Annotated in this window: 21 protein-coding genes and 1 tRNA gene; 11 read left to right on the top strand and 11 right to left on the bottom strand. The window is 61.5% G+C overall.

The features are described 5' to 3' along the window. Window positions 1–2: 2 nt before the first annotated feature. From NKJ00_RS14150 to NKJ00_RS14130, 5 genes are read right to left on the bottom strand one after another with little or no spacing between them, the layout of a single operon-like run. Window positions 3–1,436, bottom strand: a complete 1,434-nt coding sequence (locus tag NKJ00_RS14150) for an NAD(P)/FAD-dependent oxidoreductase (protein ID WP_352440328.1) — start codon at window positions 1,434–1,436, stop codon at window positions 3–5. After that, entirely contained in the window at window positions 1,436–2,614 is a 1,179-nt protein-coding gene (locus NKJ00_RS14145; RefSeq protein WP_352630108.1) for an amidohydrolase, read from the bottom strand. Before NKJ00_RS14145 ends, NKJ00_RS14150 begins: the two co-directional genes overlap by 1 nt. Beyond that, entirely contained in the window at window positions 2,611–3,420 is an 810-nt protein-coding gene (locus NKJ00_RS14140) for an ABC transporter permease (RefSeq protein ID WP_128306010.1), read from the bottom strand. Before NKJ00_RS14140 ends, NKJ00_RS14145 begins: the two co-directional genes overlap by 4 nt. Beyond that, window positions 3,417–4,616 carry an ABC transporter permease gene (locus NKJ00_RS14135; RefSeq protein ID WP_164893116.1) on the bottom strand — a complete coding sequence of 400 codons (1,200 nt, stop codon included), beginning with the start codon at window positions 4,614–4,616 and terminating at the stop codon, window positions 3,417–3,419. Before NKJ00_RS14135 ends, NKJ00_RS14140 begins: the two co-directional genes overlap by 4 nt. Before the next feature lie 31 nt (window positions 4,617–4,647). Further along, entirely contained in the window at window positions 4,648–5,703 is a 1,056-nt protein-coding gene (locus NKJ00_RS14130) for an ABC transporter substrate-binding protein (RefSeq protein WP_352630106.1), read from the bottom strand. A gap of 120 nt (window positions 5,704–5,823) precedes the next feature. Here NKJ00_RS14130 and NKJ00_RS14125 point away from each other — a divergent pair, with 120 nt between their 5' ends. From NKJ00_RS14125 to NKJ00_RS14105, 5 genes are read left to right on the top strand one after another with little or no spacing between them, the layout of a single operon-like run. Next, complete coding sequence (locus tag NKJ00_RS14125) at window positions 5,824–7,158, top strand: aspartate aminotransferase family protein (RefSeq protein WP_352630104.1); 1,335 nt, start codon at window positions 5,824–5,826, stop codon at window positions 7,156–7,158. Further along, entirely contained in the window at window positions 7,158–7,895 is a 738-nt protein-coding gene (locus NKJ00_RS14120) for a GntR family transcriptional regulator (RefSeq protein ID WP_352630102.1), read from the top strand. Before NKJ00_RS14125 ends, NKJ00_RS14120 begins: the two co-directional genes overlap by 1 nt. Further along, entirely contained in the window at window positions 7,895–9,001 is a 1,107-nt protein-coding gene (locus NKJ00_RS14115; RefSeq protein ID WP_352630100.1) for an ABC transporter ATP-binding protein, read from the top strand. Before NKJ00_RS14120 ends, NKJ00_RS14115 begins: the two co-directional genes overlap by 1 nt. Before the next feature lie 31 nt (window positions 9,002–9,032). Next, window positions 9,033–9,968, top strand: a complete 936-nt coding sequence (gene kce / locus NKJ00_RS14110; protein WP_352630097.1) for a 3,5-dioxohexanoate:acetyl-CoA acetone transferase — start codon at window positions 9,033–9,035, stop codon at window positions 9,966–9,968. Further along, window positions 9,965–10,393, top strand: coding sequence for an acyl-CoA thioesterase (locus NKJ00_RS14105; protein ID WP_352630095.1), 429 nt, complete (start codon window positions 9,965–9,967; stop codon window positions 10,391–10,393). The genes kce and NKJ00_RS14105 overlap by 4 nt, the downstream gene beginning before the upstream one ends. Before the next feature lie 172 nt (window positions 10,394–10,565). On the opposite strand, the gene NKJ00_RS14100 is transcribed toward NKJ00_RS14105, so the two are convergent. Then, window positions 10,566–10,642, bottom strand: a tRNA-Met gene (locus tag NKJ00_RS14100). Window positions 10,643–10,882: 240 nt separating this feature from the next. Here NKJ00_RS14100 and NKJ00_RS14095 point away from each other — a divergent pair. Then, on the top strand, window positions 10,883–11,848 hold the full coding sequence (locus NKJ00_RS14095) for a Gfo/Idh/MocA family protein (RefSeq protein ID WP_352610520.1): 966 nt from the start codon (window positions 10,883–10,885) through the stop codon (window positions 11,846–11,848). A gap of 24 nt (window positions 11,849–11,872) precedes the next feature. On the opposite strand, the gene mnmA is transcribed toward NKJ00_RS14095, so the two are convergent. Then, complete coding sequence (gene mnmA, locus NKJ00_RS14090; protein WP_352630093.1) at window positions 11,873–13,063, bottom strand: tRNA 2-thiouridine(34) synthase MnmA; 1,191 nt, start codon at window positions 13,061–13,063, stop codon at window positions 11,873–11,875. A gap of 288 nt (window positions 13,064–13,351) precedes the next feature. On the opposite strand from mnmA, the gene sciP reads away from it, so the two are divergent. Beyond that, window positions 13,352–13,627, top strand: a complete 276-nt coding sequence (sciP, locus tag NKJ00_RS14085; RefSeq protein ID WP_013529904.1) for a CtrA inhibitor SciP — start codon at window positions 13,352–13,354, stop codon at window positions 13,625–13,627. Window positions 13,628–13,691: 64 nt separating this feature from the next. Here sciP and NKJ00_RS14080 read toward each other — a convergent pair whose 3' ends face one another. Further along, complete coding sequence (locus NKJ00_RS14080; protein WP_352630091.1) at window positions 13,692–14,618, bottom strand: NADP-dependent oxidoreductase; 927 nt, start codon at window positions 14,616–14,618, stop codon at window positions 13,692–13,694. Between the two features lie 85 nt (window positions 14,619–14,703). Between NKJ00_RS14080 and NKJ00_RS14075 the strand changes: the two genes are divergently transcribed. Continuing rightward, window positions 14,704–15,102, top strand: a complete 399-nt coding sequence (locus NKJ00_RS14075) for a winged helix-turn-helix transcriptional regulator (protein ID WP_023809911.1) — start codon at window positions 14,704–14,706, stop codon at window positions 15,100–15,102. 86 nt (window positions 15,103–15,188) lie between these two features. Here NKJ00_RS14075 and NKJ00_RS14070 read toward each other — a convergent pair whose 3' ends face one another. Further along, the gene (locus tag NKJ00_RS14070) at window positions 15,189–15,566 is read right to left on the bottom strand and encodes a flagellar export protein FliJ (protein WP_013529907.1); all 378 of its coding nucleotides are present in this window, start codon (window positions 15,564–15,566) and stop codon (window positions 15,189–15,191) included. A gap of 452 nt (window positions 15,567–16,018) precedes the next feature. Here NKJ00_RS14070 and ctrA point away from each other — a divergent pair, with 452 nt between their 5' ends. After that, complete coding sequence (gene ctrA / locus NKJ00_RS14065; protein ID WP_006203583.1) at window positions 16,019–16,714, top strand: response regulator transcription factor CtrA; 696 nt, start codon at window positions 16,019–16,021, stop codon at window positions 16,712–16,714. A gap of 103 nt (window positions 16,715–16,817) precedes the next feature. On the opposite strand, the gene NKJ00_RS14060 is transcribed toward ctrA, so the two are convergent. Beyond that, the gene (locus NKJ00_RS14060; protein WP_032901484.1) at window positions 16,818–17,222 is read right to left on the bottom strand and encodes a response regulator; all 405 of its coding nucleotides are present in this window, start codon (window positions 17,220–17,222) and stop codon (window positions 16,818–16,820) included. A gap of 239 nt (window positions 17,223–17,461) precedes the next feature. Continuing rightward, window positions 17,462–18,091: a histidine phosphotransferase ChpT gene (chpT, locus tag NKJ00_RS14055; RefSeq protein WP_024504504.1), complete on the bottom strand. Its 630-nt coding sequence runs from the start codon at window positions 18,089–18,091 to the stop codon at window positions 17,462–17,464. Window positions 18,092–18,482: 391 nt separating this feature from the next. Here chpT and NKJ00_RS14050 point away from each other — a divergent pair, with 391 nt between their 5' ends. Both NKJ00_RS14050 and NKJ00_RS14045 read left to right on the top strand, forming a co-directional pair. Further along, window positions 18,483–19,019: a DUF1134 domain-containing protein gene (locus NKJ00_RS14050; RefSeq protein WP_245273156.1), complete on the top strand. Its 537-nt coding sequence runs from the start codon at window positions 18,483–18,485 to the stop codon at window positions 19,017–19,019. Window positions 19,020–19,208: 189 nt separating this feature from the next. Continuing rightward, window positions 19,209–20,345 carry a coiled-coil domain-containing protein gene (locus tag NKJ00_RS14045; RefSeq protein WP_352630089.1) on the top strand — a complete coding sequence of 379 codons (1,137 nt, stop codon included), beginning with the start codon at window positions 19,209–19,211 and terminating at the stop codon, window positions 20,343–20,345.

Genomic DNA, 20,345 nt, shown 5'->3' with positions numbered 1-20,345 from the left:
CGTCATCCTTTCTTTGCGCGAAGATTGGCTTTGGAGGGAGTGACGCCGGACGGAGCCATCCCGGCGAGCCATCTCGTCACCGGATCCAGCTTGCGCCCGGCATGTTCGAGATCGTCGCGCCGACGCACCGCGCCACGGACGAAATGCGCACCGACGAAGCGAAAGGGTTCGGGCGGGAAACCGCGCGCCACCGGACGCACCAGCGCCGAATGCGTCAGTTCCGATTCGCCGTCAGTCAGCAGGCCGGTGAGGATCTCGCCGCCGATATAAGCCATTGTCGTGCCATTGCCGGAAAAGCCGTAGCCGTAGACGACATCGCGGTTAGCGGGCAAAGCGCCGAACAGCGGCACGCCGCTGACCGTCCGGTCGATCGGGCCGTTCCACGATGTCTCGAGCGGGAAATCGGCGAGCGCTGGGTGGCCATCCCGCAGCGCGCGACGCATTTCGGCGACCCGTGGCGACAGGCCATGGAAACGCTGGTCGACGATGCCGCCGAAGCCAATGACGCCACCGCTGACGCCGACGGACAGCCGACCATCGCGCGTCGGAGACCAACCGCCAACGAAGACGCGGGAATCGATCATCAGCGGCGCCCGGCGGTAGCCGACCTTGTCGAGAAGGTCTGGAATGGGCTGTGACATGGCGTCGTCGCTGGAGATGTTGAAGATCGCAGGGGCCAGTTCCGGAATCGCGCCGGACCAGGCATTCATGGCAAGCACGACCTTGCCGCAGGACACAGTTCCTTTCGCCGTTTCCACCGTGAGCTTGCCACGTCGTGAAAACCGCTTCATCGGCGACTTTTCATAGATCCGAACGCCGCGGTTCAGCGCTGCACGACGCAGGCCGCGCACCAGGAACCCTGGATGCACAGTTGCCGACGAAGCGTCGAACGCACCGCCAAGGTGGCTCGTCGTACCGGCCATCGCCGCGATCTCAGGGCGCGAAACTCGCCGCGCCGGAACGTAGCCATGCGCTGCCAGCTTGTTTAACGCGTCGTCCCAGGCGCCAAGCTGTGCTTCGCACGTAGCGCCCCAGATCCAGCCGATGCGATCGAACCAGGCGTCGATTGCCTCTGCCTTGCAGAAAGCCTCGATGCCGCCGATCGCGGCTTCGGATGCCTTGATGATCGAAAGCGCGTCGTTTCCGTCGCGCAGCGCGGCAAGCGCGCTGTATTTGGTCCATGCCGAAAGCACCATTCCGGAATTGCGGCCGCTCGGGCCACCACCACAAATGTCGCGCTCTACAATGACAACATCGAAGCCTGGATTGTGCTGCTTGAGGCGAATGGCGGTCCACAGTCCGAGATACCCGCCGCCAACGATGCAGATGTCGGCCTGCGTTGTCTCTTCGAGCGGAGGCGCAAGGTCCGGGTCCTCGGGCAATGCCTGCCGCAGCCAATGGCTCCGCCAGCGGATGTCTTTTTCCGGCAACTGCATCACGATGCGCCTGCCGCGGACAGGCGGCGCTCCACCAGCCTGACCCAAAGACTGGCGCCCATCGGCAGGATAGCGTCGTTGAAATCGTAATTGGTGTCGTGCGCGGCGGCCTGGTGCGCGTCGTCCGCCTGGCCAAGCAAGAAATAGCAGCCCGGCCGCTGTTCCAACATGTAGCAGAAATCTTCAGAACCCATCTCGGGAGGCGGATCGACGACGAGACGTTCCGAGCCCATCACCTCGTTCGCAATCGCGATCATCGCGTCGGCTTGCGCCGGAGTGTTGATCGTCGGCGCGAAGGGCGTTTCGTAGCGAATATCGACGCTGGCGCCAAAAGCTTCAGCCTCGTTTTTCGCGATGCGGCGGATTGCCGTCTCCAGCGTCTTTTGAACCTGATGGTCGAAGGTGCGCACGGTGCCGGTCAGAAACGCCGCATCGGGGATGGTGTTGAAGGCTTCGCCGGCGCGCAGGCCGCCAACGGTGACGATTGCCGGAGAGTGCACATCGGTCAGGCGTCCGGGCAGGGCTTCTATCGCCAGCAGGATGCGCGCGGCGCTGGGAAGTGGATTGATCGCAAGATGCGGCATCGCCGCATGGCCGCCCCTTCCATGCACGACGATCTCGAAGCGATCGGCCGCCGCTGCCACCGTCTCATGGTGGACGGCGATCTCGCCCAGCGGCCGTTCGCAATTGTGCAGCGCGTAGACTTCATCGCAGGGGAAACGCTCGAAAAGGCCCTCATTCAGCATGGCGAGTGCCCCACCTCGGCCCTCCTCGGCCGGCTGGAAAATGAAATGCACGGTGCCGGCGAAGTCGGGCGAGCGGGCAAGCGCCGAGGCTGCGCCGAGCAGCATCGTCGTGTGACCGTCATGGCCGCAGCCATGCATCCTCCCGGGAATGCGGGACGCATGCGGCAGCGGCCGCGCCTCGGTCATCGGCAGGGCGTCCATGTCGGCTCGGATGCCAAGCCCGCGACCAGCGCCGAGCCTGCCCCTGAGCGTACCCACGACGCCTGTCCGACCGACGCCTTCGATCGTCTCGATGCCCCACGAGCGCAGTTTGTCCGCCACGAAACGCGCCGTCTCGAACTCTTCGAAGCCGAGTTCTGGATTGGCATGCAGATGCCGCCGCCAGGCCGTCATCTCTGTCTCCAACTGCTGCACCGATGGAACCAGTCTCATGCCGATGCCCTTGCGCGGAGAGTTTGCGAGCGGCTCTGAAGGATGGCGATGACACCAAGCAGGGTCGCCGAGAAGGCGATCAGCAGCACAGCGACGGCCGCGATAGCAGGGCTGATGGACTCGCGAACCCCGGAGAATATCATGCGAGGCAAGGTTCGCTCCGCGCCTGTCGAGAGGAAACTTGCGACGACGACTTCGTCGAAAGAGATGATGAAGGCGATGATGGCCCCTGTAATGACGCCCGGCGCTATCAGCGGCAGCACTACCTTGAAGAATGTGCGCATGGTGCCGGCGCCGAGCGATGCCGCCGCGCGAACCAATGTCCGGTCGAAGGTCGAAAGGCTGGCGACGACAGTCGTCAGCATCACAGGCACGGCCATCGCCGTATGCACCAGAATGATCGATAGCTTGTTGCCGACGAGTCCCAGTGTGGCGAAGAATGAAAAGGCCGCGACGCCGACGATGACAACCGGCGTCACCAAGGGCGCGGCGATGACCGCGTAGAGGATCCGTTTGCCGGCAAAATTGCCCCAGGCGAGTCCGATCGCCGCAGGTATGCCGAGCAGCAACGCCAGAACCGTGGTGGATATCCCGATGACGATCGAGTTCCACAGCGCGTTCGGCCAACGCTGGTCGACCCACAGTTCGGCATACCAGCGCAGCGACCAGCCCGGCGTCGGAAATGCCAGCGAATTGCTCGAGGTCAGCGACATAGGGATCACGATCAGCAGGGGTAGGATGATGAACGCCAGCAACGTCGCCGCATAGGCATACATCAGCCACTTCCGGAAGCGGTCGGCGCTCATGCGACATGCGCCTTGCGGCGGAAGAGGACGGACGCCGTCCAGAACAGCAACGCAAACAGGACGAGGATCATCAGCAGTTGCAGCGAAAGCGCTGCACCCATGCCCCAGTTCAGTGTGCTGTTCGTGTAGAAAGCTATGTAGCTGGAGATCATCTGGTCGGTCGGCCCGCCGACAAGCGTCGGGGTGATGTAATAGCCGAGAGCGAAGACAAAAACGATCGCCCCGCCAGACAGGATTCCTGGCAGGATCAACGGCAACTGCACGCGGCGCCATGCCGTGAGCCACGGCGCACCCAGCGAAAGTGCCGCGCGCATGTAGGTGGTCGGAACCCGCCGCATGACAGCGACGACGGAGAGCACCATCATGGGCAGCAGAACCTGAACCATCGCCAAATAGAGCGAAAAGCGTGTGTAAATGAGATTGAGCGGCTCGCTGACGATGCCGAGGCCAAGCAGCGTGGAATTCACGGGTCCGTTCTTCTGCAGCACGATAATCCAGATGACGGTGCGCACCAGCAGCGATGTCCAGAGCGGAAACAGGATCAGCGCGAACATGAGCTTCGACCAGGCCGGCGGCGCGCTGACAATTGCCTGCGCCAGCGGCACGGCGAGCACCGCGCAGATGACGGTCACCACGATGCTGATCCAGATCGTGCGCAGCAGCGCGTCGACGAAGATGGCGCGGTCGGCGGAAACGGCTTCGATCGAATTGTCCGCGCCTCGCTTCAGGTCCAGGCTCGCAAGCAGATAATAGTCCGTTCGCGCGCTTTGTTGACGCGCGATGACCTGCCAGAGATCGATGTCTTTCCAGCCGGCCTGTTTGGAGAGCACCTCGTCGCGCACGGGACGCATAGTCAGCTTGCCGTCGGCCGCATCCTTTGCCGTCTTGATGACGAGGAAACGGCTGCCGACGACGCGCTGGTTCACGAGTTGCGCCAGGACGCCTTCCTTCCCGGCGCGCCGCGCGTCGGCCAGGTCCTCGACGAGTGCTGCAAAGACGGGTTCGCCAGGCAGGCCGCTATCTGCTTTCCAGCCCGCCAGAGCGGCAATTGTACGCGGCAGGTTGTTCGAGAAATCCGAGTTGTCGACGGCCAGAGCGAGGAAGCGCGCCACCGGCCACAGAAACAGAATGACGACGAACAGGATAAGCGGGGCCGTCAACAGGGCGAGCATGCCGCCCCGTTGACGCCGCTTCATAGCCGGCTTTGCCCCGACCAACATGCCTAGGTTACTTCGCGAGCCAGGCCTTGAAGCGTTCTTCCAGTGCTTCCTTGTGCTCGGTCCAGAAGTCGTTGTCATAGGAGGCGCCGTACTGAAGGTGCTCCGGCGACGTCGGCAGGTTGGCCTTCCAATTCGCGGGAATGAGGTCGGCGGCTTCCTTGCGGCCGGTGCCATAGGCATAGAGTTTCGAGAAGCCGGCCTGGTTTTCAGGGATGGAGAACCACTTGAGGAGATCCAGCCCGGCCTGCTGGTGCGGCGCGCCCTTCACCACCGCCCAGTAGTCGGTGCCATAGAAGAAGCCAGCGTCCCATGCGATCGTATAGGGCTTCTTCTCGTTGATGGCTTCGTTGGTGATGCGCGCATTGAACCCGTCGCTGAGAGCCACTTCACCACTGTCGAGGTTCTGGATGCCCTGCGTCGTTGTGGACCACCAGACGACGTGCGCCTTGATCTTGTCGAGCATGGCGAAAGCCCGGTCGACGCCTTCCGGCGTGCCCAGCACCTTGTACATGTCCTCGCGCTTAACGCCGTCGGCCATCAGCGCGTTTTCCAGCGTGAACTGCGCCTGCTGGTAGAGGCCGCGCTTTCCCGGAAATTTCTCGACGTTCCAAAAATCCGCCCAGCTCTTCGGCGCGGCGTCGCCCTTGTAGACATCTGTGTTATAGGCAAGGACCGTGGCCCAGGTATCAGACGCGACGCCGCATTCGTGCAGGGTGCCCGGCAAATAATTGGCCGCGTCGCCTGTGATTTCTGGCGTCAGCGGAACGAACAGGCCTTCGGCGCAGCCGACTTCCATGGCGGGCGCTTCGACCGAGACGACGTCATAAGTGATGTTGCCCGCCTGCACCTGGGCACGCACCTTGGCGACCTCGCCGCCCCATTCTTCCATGACGATCGGAACGCCCGTTTTTTCGGTGTACTTGTCCCAGACCCCATCCTTATAGGCCTTATCCCATGTACCACCCCAGCCGACCACTGTGACGGGTTCGGCCGCGGACACGGCAAAACTCGAGGTCGCGAGGCAGATCGCGGCGGCAGATACGGCTTGCAGATAAGTCCTCATTGCAGTTCCCCTTTCTTTCGTCGTATATTTGATCAAATTTCAAGCGCAAAATGGATTGATTAGCAACAGGAATTTGCGATACGGTGCAAAAAAGTGAAAAAGCCAAAGGGATTTGATCGAATGCTGCAAGGCACTAGAGACGTGCGCGCCAATGTCAGTCTCGCTGCTGTTCTGGACGAGGCCCGACAGCGTTTCGCTGACGCCAACCCGAACAGCCTGGCGCGGCAGAACGAGGCCGCGGCATCGTTGCCGGGCGGCAATACGAGGGCTGTTCTATGGTATCCGCCATTCCCCGTATCGTTTGTTTCCGGCGAAGGCTGCAGGGTGACCGATCTGGACGGGCACATCTATGTCGACCTGGTCTCGGAATACAGTGCCGGTTTTTACGGTCATTCCGACAAGGCGATTTCGGCGGCCCTGGTGAACGTCATAGAGGGCGGCATCATGCTGGGTGCGCCCAACCGCTACGAAGCGCGCCTGGCTGCCGCGGTGGTTGACCGCTTTCCGGCAATCGAGCGCGTTCGCTTTTGCAATTCCGGCACTGAAGCCAACATCATGGCTATTTCGGCGGCTCGCGCCATCACGCAGCGCTCGAAGATACTCGCATTCCGCGAGGGCTACCACGGTGGTGTACTCACCTTTGCGCATGGCGGCTCGCCACTCAATCTACCGTTCCCCTTTGTCTTCGCCGACTACAACGATAGTGCCGGCGCCGTGGCGCTCATAAAGGAACAGGGCGACGAGCTTGCCGCGGTGATCGTCGAGCCGATGATGGGCGGCGGCGGCTGCATCCCGGCGACGCGTGAGTTCCTGGAAGCGCTGCGCGCGGCGACGAAGGAGACCGGGGCGCTGCTGATTTTCGACGAGGTCATGACTTCGCGCCTCGACTACCGCGCGCTCCACGGGGCGCATGGGATTTTTCCCGATTTCGTGACGCTCGGGAAGTATATCGGCGGCGGCGCCAGTTTTGGCGCATTCGGTGGACGCGCCGACCTCGTCGATCGCTTCGATCCGGCTTTGCCCGGTTCGTTCTCGCATGGCGGGACGTTCAACAACAATATTCTCAGCATGGCTGCTGGCTTCACCGGTCTGACCCAGGTGCTGACGCAAGAGGCGAGCCGCGCGATCAATGCGCGCGGCGACCGCCTGCGTGAAGCGATGAACGTTTCCCTTGAAAGGCGTGGCGTCGAGGGCATCGTCATCGGGCGAGGGTCGTTGATGAACCTGCATTTCGTCAGGGGGCCGGTGGACACTCCGGCGCGGCTCGACGATGCCGATCCTTCGGTGATTGCGCTTTGGCATATCGAAATGCTGTTGCGAGGGTACTACGTGACGCCGCGCGGCATGCTGGCGTTGTCACTGCCATTCGGCGACGCCGAACTCGACGGCTTCGCCGGCGCATTCGACGATTTCCTGTCGAGCAACCTCAAAATACTGCCGCGCCGGACAAACTGATGCTGGATCGCAAGGATGCCAATGCCGGCTCGGCCGCGCAAAAGACAGCTCATGTTCGTGTCCATATGGGCTTGAAGGAAGCACTGATGAACGGTGACTTCCTGCCCGGCCAAAGACTGGTCGTGCGACAGCTTGCCGAACAGTACCGGACCAGCGCCATGCCGGTGCGCGAGGCCTTGCGGCAACTCGTCAGCGACGAGGCGATGTTCGACCACCCAAATCGGGGCGTCATCGTCCCCGAGGCCACGGTGGCGCGTATTTCGGATCTGGTGCGTGTGCGCTGCAGCGTCGAAGGAACGGCGGCCGAGTGGGCCGCGACGACCATCACGCCCGAAGAACTCGATGAATTGGCGAAGCTGAACGGGCTGATGCGCGAATGCGTCGAGAGCAATGTCATGGCTAGCTATCTCGGCTTGAACAGGCGCTTCCATTTCACGATGTACCATGCCGCGCGGTCACCTCTCATCCAGCAAATCATCGAGAAATTGTGGCTGCAAGCAGGACCGTTCTTGAACATCGTCCGCTCGGACGTGACCTACGGCCTGGGCCTGGACCATCATGACGAAATGCTCGCGGCGCTGCGTCGCGCCGATGGCGCGGCTGCGCGCAAGGCGCTGGTGGCCGACCTGCGCGAGGCCGCCGACATCATTCTTCGCGCCGCCGCGGCGGCTGAGGCTCAGCCTGCGCGCAAACGCCCGGCTTCGGCACGCCGTGATCCCAAGGCGCAGGCGCGGTGATGGGCGGATCCCCGCGTGGCCCGGTTCATGTCGAGTTTCGTGGCGTCAGCAAGCGCTACGGGCAGACGGTCCAGGCGGTGCGTCAGCTCGACCTGGAAATCATGCGCGGCGAATTCCTGACGCTGCTGGGGCCTTCCGGGTCTGGCAAGACGACGGCGTTGATGATGCTTGCGGGATTCGAAGATACGACCGAGGGCGAAATCCTCATTGACGGTCAGCGCATCGACAACGTTCCCGCCAATCGTCGCGGCATCGGTATGGTGTTCCAGAACTACGCGCTTTTCCCGCACATGACGGTCGCCGAAAACCTGGCTTTCCCGCTCGAGGTCCGCAAACTTAGCCGCGACGAGGTGACGCGACGTGTCAGGAACGTTCTCGACATGGTCCAGTTGCCCGAATTCGGCAACCGGCGTCCGGCGCAGCTTTCGGGTGGGCAGCAACAACGCGTCGCGGTTGCCCGCGCCCTGATCTTCGAACCGAATCTTGTCCTGATGGACGAACCGCTCGGCGCCCTCGACAAGCAATTGCGCGAGCAGATGCAGTTCGAAATCAAGGATATCCATGCCCGGCTTGGCGTCACGTTCGTTTATGTGACACACGACCAGACCGAGGCGCTGACCATGTCGGACCGGATCGCGGTGTTCAGCGCCGGCCGCATCGAGCAGCTTTCGACACCACGCGAACTGTATGAGCGTCCGACGGGCAGCTTTGTGGCGAGCTTCATCGGCGAGAACAACCGCATGTCCGGCACGGTGGTTGCCGGCGGTGAAAACGGTGGCGTGGCCGTCCGTCTCGACGATGGCGATCTGGTGTTGAACGCCATTTCCCCTGGCGCGACGCCCCCTGCGGGCGCCAGGGTGACGCTGTCGATCAGGCCCGAGCGCATGTCCTTATTGCACGATGGCTCCACCGCCCTCAACGTGATTGCGGCAACCGTCGTTCAGTCCGTCTATGTCGGGGATCACATCCGGCTCGTCGCTGTGACGGCGGGCGGCCTGAAATTCATTGTCAAGCTTGCCGCATCGTCGTCTCGGTCCGAACTCAATGCGGGCGAGGCGGTTCGATTGGGCTGTGGTCGTGAGGATTGCCTCGCGCTCGATAGATAACAACAAAAGGCAGACAAGGGAGAGTTCAACCATGAAGAAATCGCCGAAAGTCGTCATAACCTGTGCGGTCACCGGCTCGATCCACACGCCGACGATGAGCCCGTATCTGCCGATAACGCCGTCCGAGATCGTCGACGCCGCTGTCGGAGCAGCCGAAGCCGGAGCGTCGGTGATCCATCTGCATGCCCGCGATCCGGAGACCGGCAAGCCTACCCCTGATCCAAAGCTGTTTATGGATTTCCTGCCGCGCATCAAGCAGCAGACCCACGCCGTGATGAACATTTCCACCGGCGGCGGGCTGAAGATGACCCTCGAAGAGCGCCTTGAAGCCGCGCACGCTTCGAAGCCGGAACTCTGCTCGCTCAATATGGGATCTATGAATTTCGCCCTGCACCACATCGCGCCGAAATACACCGACTGGAAGTACGACTGGGAGAAGGGCTACCTGGAAGACACAAAGAAGGGCATCGTCTCCAACACGTTCGAGCAGATCGAGCGTATCATCGTCGAAGTCGGCCAGGCCTACGGCACGAAGTTCGAGTTCGAGTGCTACGATGTCAGTCACCTCTACACGCTTGCGCACTTTCTAGACCGCAAGCTGCTGAAGCCGCCGCTTTTCGTCCAGACGATCTTCGGGCTGCTGGGCGGAATCGGCGCCGACCCAGAAGACATGATGCACATGCGCAGGACGGCTGATCGGCTGTTCGGAGACGACTATCTCTGGTCGATCCTTGCCGCGGGCAAGCACCAGATAAATCTCTGCACGATGGGCGCGATCATGGGCGGCAATGTACGGGTCGGTTTGGAAGACAGCCTCTATGTCGCCAAGGGCACGCTCGCTAAGAGCAATGCCGAACAGGTTGCCAAGATAAAGCGCATTCTCAACGAGTTATCGCTCGAAATCGCGACGCCCGACGAAGCCCGTCAACTGCTGGATCTCAAGGGCGCAAACGAGGTCGGGTTTTGACGCCCGGCATCGAAACCTATGTCGGCGTCGTGCATCCTTGGATGTGCGACGCGATGGGCCATCTCAACGTCCGTCATTATGTGGCCATGTTTGATGACGCCAGTTTCCAGTTGCTGGGCAGGATTGCCGATCCTCGTTTGACGCCGACCCTCGGCTGGGCGGATGTGAGGATGGAGATCGACTACGTGCATGAAACCGCGGTGGGAACTCTGGTCACCGTTCGCAGCGTTATAGAAAAGCTTGGGAAATCGTCGCTGACTTATCTGCATGAAATGCGCGGTACGCTGGACGGAGTCCTGCATGCGCGCATGCGCACTGTAACCGTGCGCTTCGATCTTCAAGCGCGGAGCAAGATCGAGATCGAAGGCGAAGCCCGGCAGGCGAGCGCGAAACTCCCGAGGGGTGAAGCCGATACGCGTGGGTGACGGCGAGAATGTCTGGTGACGGCATCGTTAGCCGCATTGGCGTCACTGAGCGAGATGCTGTAGGTCGCTGAAGGCTTCTACTAGGAAGGTCAGATATAGCCGCTATCGCACAGGACACCGCATTGGGCAGCCCGCCACAATCGGCCATTGCGTACGATAGTGGGGTTTGAAGTGGTAGCGGGAGAGGGACTTGAACCCCCGACCCCAGGATTATGATTCCCGTGCTCTAACCAACTGAGCTACCCCGCCAGGGCGGCGAAAGGCCCGAAATCCGCCTCAAATCGAAAGGCATGTCGGAGGCGTTCGCCAAGGTCGCGCGGATATAAGGTTGGGAGGGTGAGCCTGTCAAGCTTCGAAGCAACCGGCTTGCCGGCTTATCGTCATTATCGAAAAGCTTTGCCGTGCGGACATTTGGTTGCCGCCGCCGGGGTTGAGTTCGAAGGGGCACGTCGCTATGTCTCGGCCAAGAGTTTTTAGAGTTTGAAACAGATGAAGCCGCGCATAGCAGTCCTCGGTTGCGGATACTGGGGCAGCAACCACATCCGCACTCTCAAGGCGCTCGGCGCGCTGCACGCGGTCTCCGATACCAACCGGGCTCGGGCAGAAGGCTTCGCCAGCGAGCAGGACTGCCTGGCGATCGAGCCGGACCAGTTGTTCGTGCGTGACGATATCGACGCCATCGTCATGGCGCTGCCGCCGCAATTCCATGCCGACCTTGCGGTACGCGCCGTCGAGAACGGCAAGGACGTGCTGGTGGAAAAGCCGATCGCGCTGACGGTTGCCGATGCCGAGCGCGCGGTGCGGGCGGCCAAGGACAATGGCCGCGTCTTCATGGTCGGCCATGTCCTGCGGTTCCACCCCGCCTTCGAGACGCTGAAAGGGCTGATCGACAAGGGCGAACTCGGCGAAGTCCGCTACATCCACTCGCACCGCCTCGGCCTCGGCAAATTCCACACCGAGAACGATGCGCTGTGGGACCTGGCCCCGCACGATTTGTCGATGATCCTGGCGATCACCGGCACCGAGCCGATCGAGGTGCGCGGCGAGGGCGCCGCTCTGCTCGACAGTCTCAGCGACTTCGCGCATCTGCACATGCGCTTTCCCAACGGCCTGCGCAGCCATCTCTTCACCTCGCGTCTCAATCCCTATCGCGAGCGGCGGCTGACCGTGGTCGGCACCAAGGCGATGGCGGTGTTCGACGACGTCGAGCCATGGGAACGCAAGCTAGCCGTCTACCGCCACGCGGTGTGGCAGGACAGCGGCCAATGGGCCTTCACCACCAATGAGCCGTCCTATGTCGCGGTTGCCCAGGGCATGCCGCTGACACGCGAGCTGGAGCATTTCATCCAGTGCATCGAGACGCGTGCCGAACCGCGTACCAGCGGCGAGGAAGCGATCAGGGTGCTGCGCATCCTGACCGCCGGCACGGTCACCCACACCAAGTCGAATTCCTGAAGCGCGGATTATTCGGCGGGAACTTTATTCGACAGGTATCTGGGCCGGCCTGGCGGCAAGCCGGGTCAGCATCGCCTCGGCCTCGGCGCCACGCTCCGAACGCTCGATGAAGCCGCCGCCGAACACGCGAGCTTCGTTGCCGTCATCGGAGTAGAGCACGCAGGCCTGGCCCGGCGCGATGCCGGACTCGCCGTCGATCAGTTCCACCCATGTGGCACCGGCACGATGATGCAGCACGGCCGGGCGCGGCGGCCGCGTCGAGCGGACCTTGGCGAACAGCTCCAGGCCGCCAGCAGGGACGTCTGTGAGCGGTCCGTCGCCCAGCCAGTTCATATTGCGCAGATAGATCTTGTGCGTCTCCAGCGCCTCGCGCGGGCCAACCACGACGCGAGCGCGGTCGGCATCGAGGTGGACGACGTAAAGCGGCTCGCCGGAAGCGATGCCGATGCCACGGCGCTGGCCGATCGTGTAGCGCAGGATGCCCTCATGGCGGCCGAGCACGCGGCCGTCGATGTGGACGATGTCGCCCGGATTGGCCGCGGTTGGCTTCAGCTTGGCGATGATGTCGGAATACTTGCCCTGCGGCACGAAGCAGATGTCCTGACTGTCCTGCTTGGCGGCAACCGCCAGCCCCATCTCCTCGGCAATGGCGCGAACCTGAGGCTTCGACAGGCCGCCAAGGGGAAAGCGCAGATAATCGATCTGTGCCTGCGTGGTGGCGAACAGGAAATAACTCTGGTCGCGGTCGGCGTCGACCGGACGGTAGAGAGCGCGGTGGGCGCCATTGGCGCCGGAACGAATGTAGTGGCCGGTGGCCAGCGCATCGGCGCCAAGCTCCTTGGCGGTGGCCAGGAGGTCGGCGAACTTCACCGTCTGATTGCAGGAAACGCACGGGATCGGCGTCTCGCCGGCGACGTAGCTCTCGGCGAAGGGATCGATGACCGCCTTGCGGAAGCGTTCCTCGTAGTCGAGCACATAATGGGGGATGCCGAGCGTCTCGGAGACACGGCGGGCATCGTCGATGTCCTGCCCGGCGCAGCATGAGCCGGCCCGGTGCGTCGCCGCGCCGTGGTCGTAGAGCTGCAAGGTGACGCCGACGACGTCGTAGCCCTCGCGTTTCAGCAGGCCGGCGACGACCGAGGAATCGACACCGCCCGACATGGCGACGACGATGCGGGTGTTTTCGGGACGTCCGGGAAGATCGAGACTGTTCATGATGCTTTCGTTCTGCACGGCGCCTCAATGCCAATGTCGAGAATATAGGTCAAGCTTTACCGGCGCGCCAGCGTGCAGGGCGATTCACCGGTTGCGTCCGATCTCCGCCAGGGGATGCATTTTCCCCGGCAAATCAGGGTTTGCGGGCAGATGTTTCAAATGCCGGCGAAAAGACTAACGCGGCGTTCATGATCCTTACCTAGTCATTAGGGTCTGCTTAGGCAATTTTTAAAGCTGTGGCGGTAACGTGGCGGGGATTGGGTCTTTGAGTTTTTTGTAGAGAGTACGATGACCGATCTGGTTAGACCGAGAGTCAAATATGTTATCGGGCCTGACGGCAGCCCTCTTACGATTGCCGATCTGCCGCCGACCAATACACGTCGCTGGGTTATCCGGCGTAAGGCGGAAGTGGTTGCGGCCGTGCGCGGCGGGCTTTTGAGCCTGGACGAGGCATGCCAACGCTACAAGCTCACCACCGAGGAATTCCTGTCCTGGCAGGCGTCGATCGACGAATATGGCCTTGCCGGGCTGCGCACCACACGCATCCAGCAATACCGGCACTGACCATCGCGAATTTAGACGAAGGGCGCGGCTAACCCCGCGCCCTTCTGTTTTTCACCGCTCCCCCTCAGAGCGATAGCACAACCTTGCCGATCGGCTTGGTGGCGAGGAAGGCGTGAGCGGCTCCCGCATGGTCCAGCGGGAAGCTCTTCGCCACATGGACGGCAAGCTTGTTGGCATCGATCAACCGAGCCAGTTCCAGCAGGCCCTCACTGTCGGGCACGACGGACATACGCTCGACCCGAATGTCTCGCGCGCCGGCCTGGGCCCTTGTGTTGTCGCTGACATCGAGCAATGACACCAGCACGCCGCCACGCTTGAGCACCTTCAGCGAGCGTTGGGCGTGGTCGCCGCCCATTGGATCCAGCACCAGATCGATGTCGCGGATCTGATCGGTGAAATCGCCCTTGGTGTAGTCGATGACTTCGTCGGCGCCCAGTTTGCGGACGAAATCGAGCTTGCCCGGGCTGGCCGTGGCGACGACGTAGGCGCTGCGCGCCTTGGCGATCTGCACCGCCAGATGACCGACGCCGCCGGCTCCCGCATGCACCAATACGCGCCGATCCGATTTCAGTCTGCCGTGACGAACAAGCCCTTGCCAGGCGGTGAGGCCGGCCAGCGGCAAGGCGCCCGTCTGGAGGTGGTCCGCGCCCTTCGGCTTCAGTGCGATTTGATCGGCAGGCACGGCAGCCAGCTCGGCATAGGCCGCCGCCTGCTTGGGGAAGCGCGGCATGCCGAACACCTCGTCGCCGATCTTGAAGCCGGTGACGCCGGGGCCGAGTGCTTCGACAGTTCCCGAGATGTCCCAACCCAGGATGAAGGGCGGCTCGCCGAGCAAGCGGTAGTAGCCGGCACGGACGGCGCCGTCGACCGGATTGATGCCTGCGGCCTTGACGCGAACCAGCACTTCGCCGGCCTCTGGCGTGGGATCCGGCTGATCGGCGATGACAAGGACGTCGGGTCCGCCGACGGAATTCTGGATAACGGCACGCATTGAGATGTCTCCTGTTGATGCCGCTATCATTTGGATAGTAATAGTCTCTTGTCCAGTATGTACCTTTCTGATACATACGCACCTCATGGATAGTGAAGATGATTGCGGTTTCGGCTATGATGCGTTCCGGCGGACGTGTCCTTCGCACACCGTGCTGGAGATGCTGGCCAGCAAATGGGTCTATCTGGTGGTTTGCGCGCTGCGCAAAGGCCGGCTGCGCAATGGCGAGCTCGCCCGCAAGCTCGAAGGCATCACGCCGAAGATGCTGACGCAGACGCTGCGGGTGCTCGAGCGCGACGGCCTGGTGCGGCGCGAGATCTTCCCGGTCATTCCGCCGCGCGTCGAATATGAATTGACCGAGCTCGGCCAGAACCTGGCGGGACTGCTTACCCAAATCAGGTCATGGGCGGAGCAGCATGCGCCGGATATCAAGGATGCCCGTGCAAGGGCAATTGCCGAGAGTGAAGGGGATTGGGCCGCGTAGGGCGGATTCATTTTTCCCGCCGGAGCCGCAAGCCGCGACAATGCGCCAGCCTGATGGCGGGCGTTGGCGCGGCAAACCGCCAGGTCTTAGCCGATCATGGCGCTGCGGCCACCGACTTCCGCTTCGCGGATCTTCGTGTCGCGCGATTCCAGCATTTCCGCCTTGGAAAGCTCCGCTTCAGCTTCGCCGAGTAATGATTCGGCGGCGCTTCGCTGCTGGGCGAGGTCGCTTTGGGAATTCCTGAGGTTGTCGCGGCGCAGGCGAGCCGCCTTGGCGAAGGTCGGATAGGCGAAATGGTTGATGTCGGTGATGCCGGCCTTCTTTTCCTCGGCGGTGATCTGAAGCTCCAGCTCGACGGCCATGCGTTCGAACTCGGCGATCATCATGTCGAGCTGCAGCAGCTGCCGCCGCTTCTCATTCACCTGAAACTGTTTCAGCCGAACGAGGTTTTCACGTGACTTCATGATTCGGTACTCCCGGAAACGCACACCCGCATCTATCGTCCAAACCACCTGGAAACGCCCAGGCCGCACCCGTGTCCACCGCCTTTCCCCTAACTATGGGAAACAAAACCCTAAAGTTTTTTGCCGGCGGTAACCATTCGTTTACGGGCATTGTTAATCATACGGGTCAGGACTTAAGGCCGGGTAAAAATTCCGGCCACCGATGCGGAAGCGACGTCGATGAGTCCCTGGAGTCGCTTAGTCCAGGTTGTTAATGTGTTGCATTAGGAATTTGGTTCTGAGATTCGTTATTAGATTCAAGAGGGTGTAGAAAGAGGTTAAAAAATCTGGTACCGTCATGGACGGGAAATTAGGATTTGTTAACCATTCAATGGCAGCCTCTGCACAAGGCAACCACTGCTCCGGGTCCGGACGGGTCGTGAAATGGTCCGGCAGCAGAAAAGGGGAATGAAATGCGTGTTCTGCTGATAGAAGATGACAGTGCAACCGCACAAAGCATCGAACTGATGCTGAAATCGGAAAGTTTCAACGTCTACACGACCGATCTCGGTGAAGAGGGCGTCGATCTAGGCAAGCTCTACGACTACGATATCATTCTTCTCGATCTCAACCTGCCTGACATGTCGGGCTACGAGGTCTTGAGAACGCTTCGCCTTTCCAAGGTCAAGACACCTATTCTCATCCTCTCCGGCATGGCCGGCATCGAGGACAAGGTGCGCGGCCTCGGCTTCGGCGCGGACGACTACATGACCAAGCCGTTCCACAAGGATGAGCTGGTTGCCCGCATTCATGCCATCGTGCGGCGCTCCAAGGGCCACGCCCAGTCGGTCATCACCACCGGCGACCTGGTGGTCAACCTCGATGCCAAGACCGTCGAAGTCGGCGGCCAGCGCGTGCACCTGACCGGCAAGGAATACCAGATGCTGGAGTTGCTTTCGCTGCGCAAAGGCACCACGCTGACCAAGGAAATGTTCCTCAACCACCTCTATGGCGGCATGGACGAGCCTGAGTTGAAGATCATCGACGTCTTCATCTGCAAGCTGCGCAAAAAGCTCGATGCGGCATCGGGCGGTCAGAACTACATTGAAACGGTCTGGGGGCGCGGCTATGTGCTGCGCGAACCGGAAGACATTCGCGTCAGCGCCTGAGCGACGAATCGTTCGAATCTTTTCAAAAAAAACCCGGCTTCGGCCGGGTTTTTGAATGACGGGCTGGTAACGGTCTGTTTTTGGGCTTCCGAGCAGGAAACCGTCACGCACTTTTTCTGGAATTGCTCAAGGGTGCCGAATCAGGTGCGCTCTTCAAGGTGCGAAAGCGCTCGAGCAGTTGCGGGCGGTTGAACGGCTTCAAGAGATAGCCCTGGGCGCCGGCGCGCTTGGCCCGCATGATCGAAGCAATATCGAGCTCGACCAGGGAAATCAGGATCTGCGGCCTTATCGGGCTCTCCATGGCGCGGACGCGACGGATGAGATCGACCGCCGGTACGTCGGGCAAGGCGCCATCGACGACGATGATGTCGGGCATGTCGGCGGCGCACATCTCCAGCGCGTCAAGTCCGCTGGCAGCCTCGATGACAATCATTTCGGAGCCGCCCAGGATGCGTTTTGCAACCTTCCTGATGACGCTTGAATCGTCGACGAACATGCAGCGTTTCATTTCCGGGTCCTCTTTGCCTTCTGGCAGTCCGGTAGCGTCGGGGGCATCCAGGGCGGACCATAGGCCAATCTGGTAAAGAAGCCGAAAAGGCGTTAGGTAAAATTTTTACAAAGATGGGCAGGTGCCTGCTTTTATTCGCGAATGCTTTGGCACTGCCTGGACGAACAGATGCCTCCCAAGTCGATGAGCTGGAATTACAGATTTCAGTGTAGAAATACTTCGCTTTATCGGCTGCGCAATCAGGCCGCAGAAAGCACGATTTCTTCCGGCGTCGCGTGGATCGATATCGTCATGCCGGCTTCGCGCGCCAGAAGCAGCGTGTAGTAGGGCTGCACGGAATGCGCGTCGATCGGTTCCTCCGGCTTGTGGCCGGAATGCAGTTCGAGGAACTTCGGCGGCACACGCAGCATCGGGCCAGCCGACGCAAGCGCGAAACGCGGTTCGGTCTCAAGATTTTCCAGCGTCACGGAAAGCTTGCCGCCGCGCGGAATGGCGGCATTGGCGACGAGGATCAGGTTGAGCAGCAGCTTGACCTTGTTCTTGGGCAGCAACGCGCGGGGCCCGTTCCAGGTCAGTTCCGGCTTTTCGTTCTTGAGGAAGGCGATGGCGACCGCTTCGGCATCGCCGGTATCGATCAACATGCCGGCCGAGCCGGCGGCACCGAAGGCGATGCGGGCGAACTGCAGGCGGGCCGAAGCGTTGCGGGCGCTCTGGCGGATCAGCTTCATGGCGTCCTCGTCGGCGCCGCCTTCATCAAGCAATTCGAGCCCGTTGTTGATCGCGCCGACCGGCGAGATGATGTCGTGGCAGACCCGACTGCACAAAAGCGCTGCCAGATCGGGTGCGGAAAGGGTGAACAGATCGGCCATCGGCGAAAAATCCCTGCAAAATCTCACAACTCGTGGCCGGGCGATCGATCGTCGCCTGCCACACGAATCACGCACTCTCTCCTCGGGCTTTCTGAATACACAGCGCCCGTGCGTGCAGCAACAAATCCAAATTGTGGTTGTGGCAAATGGCGTGTTCACGCAGGCTGCCGGCCCCACTTGAGCGACCCCAAACAGCCTTCGAACCGCCATGTTCATGTGTGAGCTTAATGGTTGAAAAAGGATTACGGCATAGTTTGCCCCTAACAGTTACCCTTAACGGCCGGCTAAAAGAGCCGTACGGGGTGCGAGGCGTCGGCGAAGGTGCTCCCTGACGGAGATTGGAAGCATGTTTTCCCGATACTACGACCGGAGCTTTCTCCGTGTCTTCTCAATGGCGGTCACGCTCCTGGGCGTTCTCGTCTTCTCGACTTCAGCCCTGCGGGCCCAGGAATACACCGCTCAGGAGATTGTCGATTCCGGTCACAAATTTTTTGGCGCGACATCGGGCGGGCTCGCCACGGTGATCGAGAAGATTTTTGCCTCCTACGGCCTGCCCAACGGCTATCTGCTGGGCGAAGAAGGCTCGGGTGCGCTGATCGGTGGCCTGACCTATGGCGAAGGCACGCTCTACACCAAGAATGCCGGCGACCACAAAGTGTTCTGGCAAGGCCCGTCACTCGGCTGGGATTTCGGCGGCGAGGGGTCGCGGGTGATGATGCTGGTCTACAATCTCGACGATGTGGGCAGCCTCTACAACCGCTATGGCGGCGTCGCCGGTTCGGCCTATGTGGTGGCTGGCGTCGGCTTCAACGTGCTGAAGAACAACAATGTGATTTTGGTGCCGATCCGCACCGGTGTCGGTGCCCGGCTTGGCGTCAATCTCGGCTATCTGAAGCTTACCGAGCGCGCCACCTGGAATCCGTTCTAAGCTGAAGTCCTTGGCTGTCGTTGCCCAAAACCGGGACCGCTTTTGGGTCGACATGCATTAAACTCGTGGCGTTGCGGCAAACCCTTGCCGCAACGCTGGATTTCCGCCATGTCAACGTGGCACAGTCAAGCGCTCTATGCGCTTTTGGTTTATCTGGTTTGATGCTTACCGGCCACAACGGGTAGTCACTTGGTCCAGTCGGTCCTGTTCTTCGTCCTCGGCTTTCTCTGCGCTGGCTTTCTGGCGCTCATGGTGGCTCCGGCCATATGGCGTCGTGCGGTCGCGCTTACACGCAGACGCGTCGAATCCTCGATCCCTCTGACGCAAACCGAGATCCAGGCGGACAAGGATCGCATCCGCGCCGAATACGCTATGACGACGCGCCGCCTGGAAATCGGCGTCAAGGCGTTGCGAGAGAAGGCGGCCGAACAACTCGTCGAGATCAATCGCGGTCGCGAGGCCATAAAGGGCCTGGCGGTCGAGCGGACGGACAAGAACCAGGCGCTGACCGAGCTGGGCGCGAAGAACGAAGCGCTGCGTCAACGAGAGGGCGAGTTGCAGCAGCTTTCGGAGCGGCTGAAGGAAACCGAGCGCAAGCTGGAAAAGCGCGCAGTTGAGCTGGAAAAGCTGGAGCGCATGTATGACGACGCCAGTTTTTCCTCGAGCAGCCGGCAGATCGAGCTCGTGGCGCGAGAGTCCGAAATGCAGAAGCTCGCCAGTGACATTGCGATGCTGCGCGGCCAGCGCAAGGAAGCCGACAGGCGCGGCCAGGAAATCGTGGCTGAAAGCAAGGCCGCGCGGGAGGCCCTGAAAGCCGAGAAGAAAAGGACCGCCGAGCTCGACAAGAAGGTCGAGCGGCTGCTGGCCACACTTGCCGATCGCGAAGACAAACTCGACCGCCGCGAAAAGGAACTGGCACGCATGCGCGAAAGATCGAAATCCGAAGACAGCGCGCCAGCCTTGCGGCTGGTCGGCAAGGGCGGCGATGTCGCGGGGAGCGATGATTTCGACAAGGCAATCGCCAAGCTCGACAGTGACCGTGAGCAGCTCGAGGCGAGGCTGGCGGCGCTGGCGCGAGAGAACAAGCGGCTGAAGGCGGATCTCACCGCACTGGCAGTGTCCAAGGCCACGGACAGCAGCTCCGCCTTGCGCGAGCAGATGAACGAACTGGCGGCGGAGGTCGTCCATCTGACGGCCAAGCTCGAGGGGCCTGGTTCGCCGATCGCCAAGGCATTGGCGGTACCGTCGGACGCCCGCTCCGGCAACGATGACCGCAGTCTTGCCGACCGCGTGCGCGCGCTGCAGAAGGCTGACGCGACAAGCTGA

It is taken from the genome of Mesorhizobium sp. M0227 (genome assembly GCF_040321855.1).
Taxonomy (GTDB): domain Bacteria; phylum Pseudomonadota; class Alphaproteobacteria; order Rhizobiales; family Rhizobiaceae; genus Mesorhizobium.
The sequence above is the reverse complement of the archived record's forward strand: the minus strand, read 5'-3'. Positions and strand labels throughout refer to the sequence as shown.

Bases quoted from the DNA above. Each gene is read 5' to 3' on its own strand.
- NKJ00_RS14130 (WP_352630106.1), bottom strand. From the start codon at position 5,703: ATGAGGACTTATCTGCAAGCCGTATCTGCCGCCGCGATCTGCCTCGCG.
- NKJ00_RS14120 (WP_352630102.1), top strand. From the start codon at position 7,158: ATGCTGGATCGCAAGGATGCCAATGCCGGCTCGGCCGCGCAAAAGACA.
- NKJ00_RS14095 (WP_352610520.1), top strand. From the start codon at position 10,883: ATGAAGCCGCGCATAGCAGTCCTCGGTTGCGGATACTGGGGCAGCAAC.
- NKJ00_RS14150 (WP_352440328.1), bottom strand. From the start codon at position 1,436: ATGCAGTTGCCGGAAAAAGACATCCGCTGGCGGAGCCATTGGCTGCGG.
- sciP (WP_013529904.1), top strand. From the start codon at position 13,352: ATGACCGATCTGGTTAGACCGAGAGTCAAATATGTTATCGGGCCTGAC.
- NKJ00_RS14125 (WP_352630104.1), top strand. From the start codon at position 5,824: ATGCTGCAAGGCACTAGAGACGTGCGCGCCAATGTCAGTCTCGCTGCT.
- NKJ00_RS14080 (WP_352630091.1), bottom strand. From the start codon at position 14,618: ATGCGTGCCGTTATCCAGAATTCCGTCGGCGGACCCGACGTCCTTGTC.
- NKJ00_RS14140 (WP_128306010.1), bottom strand. From the start codon at position 3,420: ATGAGCGCCGACCGCTTCCGGAAGTGGCTGATGTATGCCTATGCGGCG.
- NKJ00_RS14135 (WP_164893116.1), bottom strand. From the start codon at position 4,616: ATGAAGCGGCGTCAACGGGGCGGCATGCTCGCCCTGTTGACGGCCCCG.
- NKJ00_RS14050 (WP_245273156.1), top strand. From the start codon at position 18,483: ATGGCGGTCACGCTCCTGGGCGTTCTCGTCTTCTCGACTTCAGCCCTG.
- ctrA (WP_006203583.1), top strand. From the start codon at position 16,019: ATGCGTGTTCTGCTGATAGAAGATGACAGTGCAACCGCACAAAGCATC.
- NKJ00_RS14115 (WP_352630100.1), top strand. From the start codon at position 7,895: ATGGGCGGATCCCCGCGTGGCCCGGTTCATGTCGAGTTTCGTGGCGTC.
- NKJ00_RS14145 (WP_352630108.1), bottom strand. From the start codon at position 2,614: ATGAGACTGGTTCCATCGGTGCAGCAGTTGGAGACAGAGATGACGGCC.
- kce (WP_352630097.1), top strand. From the start codon at position 9,033: ATGAAGAAATCGCCGAAAGTCGTCATAACCTGTGCGGTCACCGGCTCG.
- NKJ00_RS14075 (WP_023809911.1), top strand. From the start codon at position 14,704: ATGGATAGTGAAGATGATTGCGGTTTCGGCTATGATGCGTTCCGGCGG.
- NKJ00_RS14070 (WP_013529907.1), bottom strand. From the start codon at position 15,566: ATGAAGTCACGTGAAAACCTCGTTCGGCTGAAACAGTTTCAGGTGAAT.
- mnmA (WP_352630093.1), bottom strand. From the start codon at position 13,063: ATGAACAGTCTCGATCTTCCCGGACGTCCCGAAAACACCCGCATCGTC.
- NKJ00_RS14060 (WP_032901484.1), bottom strand. From the start codon at position 17,222: ATGAAACGCTGCATGTTCGTCGACGATTCAAGCGTCATCAGGAAGGTT.
- chpT (WP_024504504.1), bottom strand. From the start codon at position 18,091: ATGGCCGATCTGTTCACCCTTTCCGCACCCGATCTGGCAGCGCTTTTG.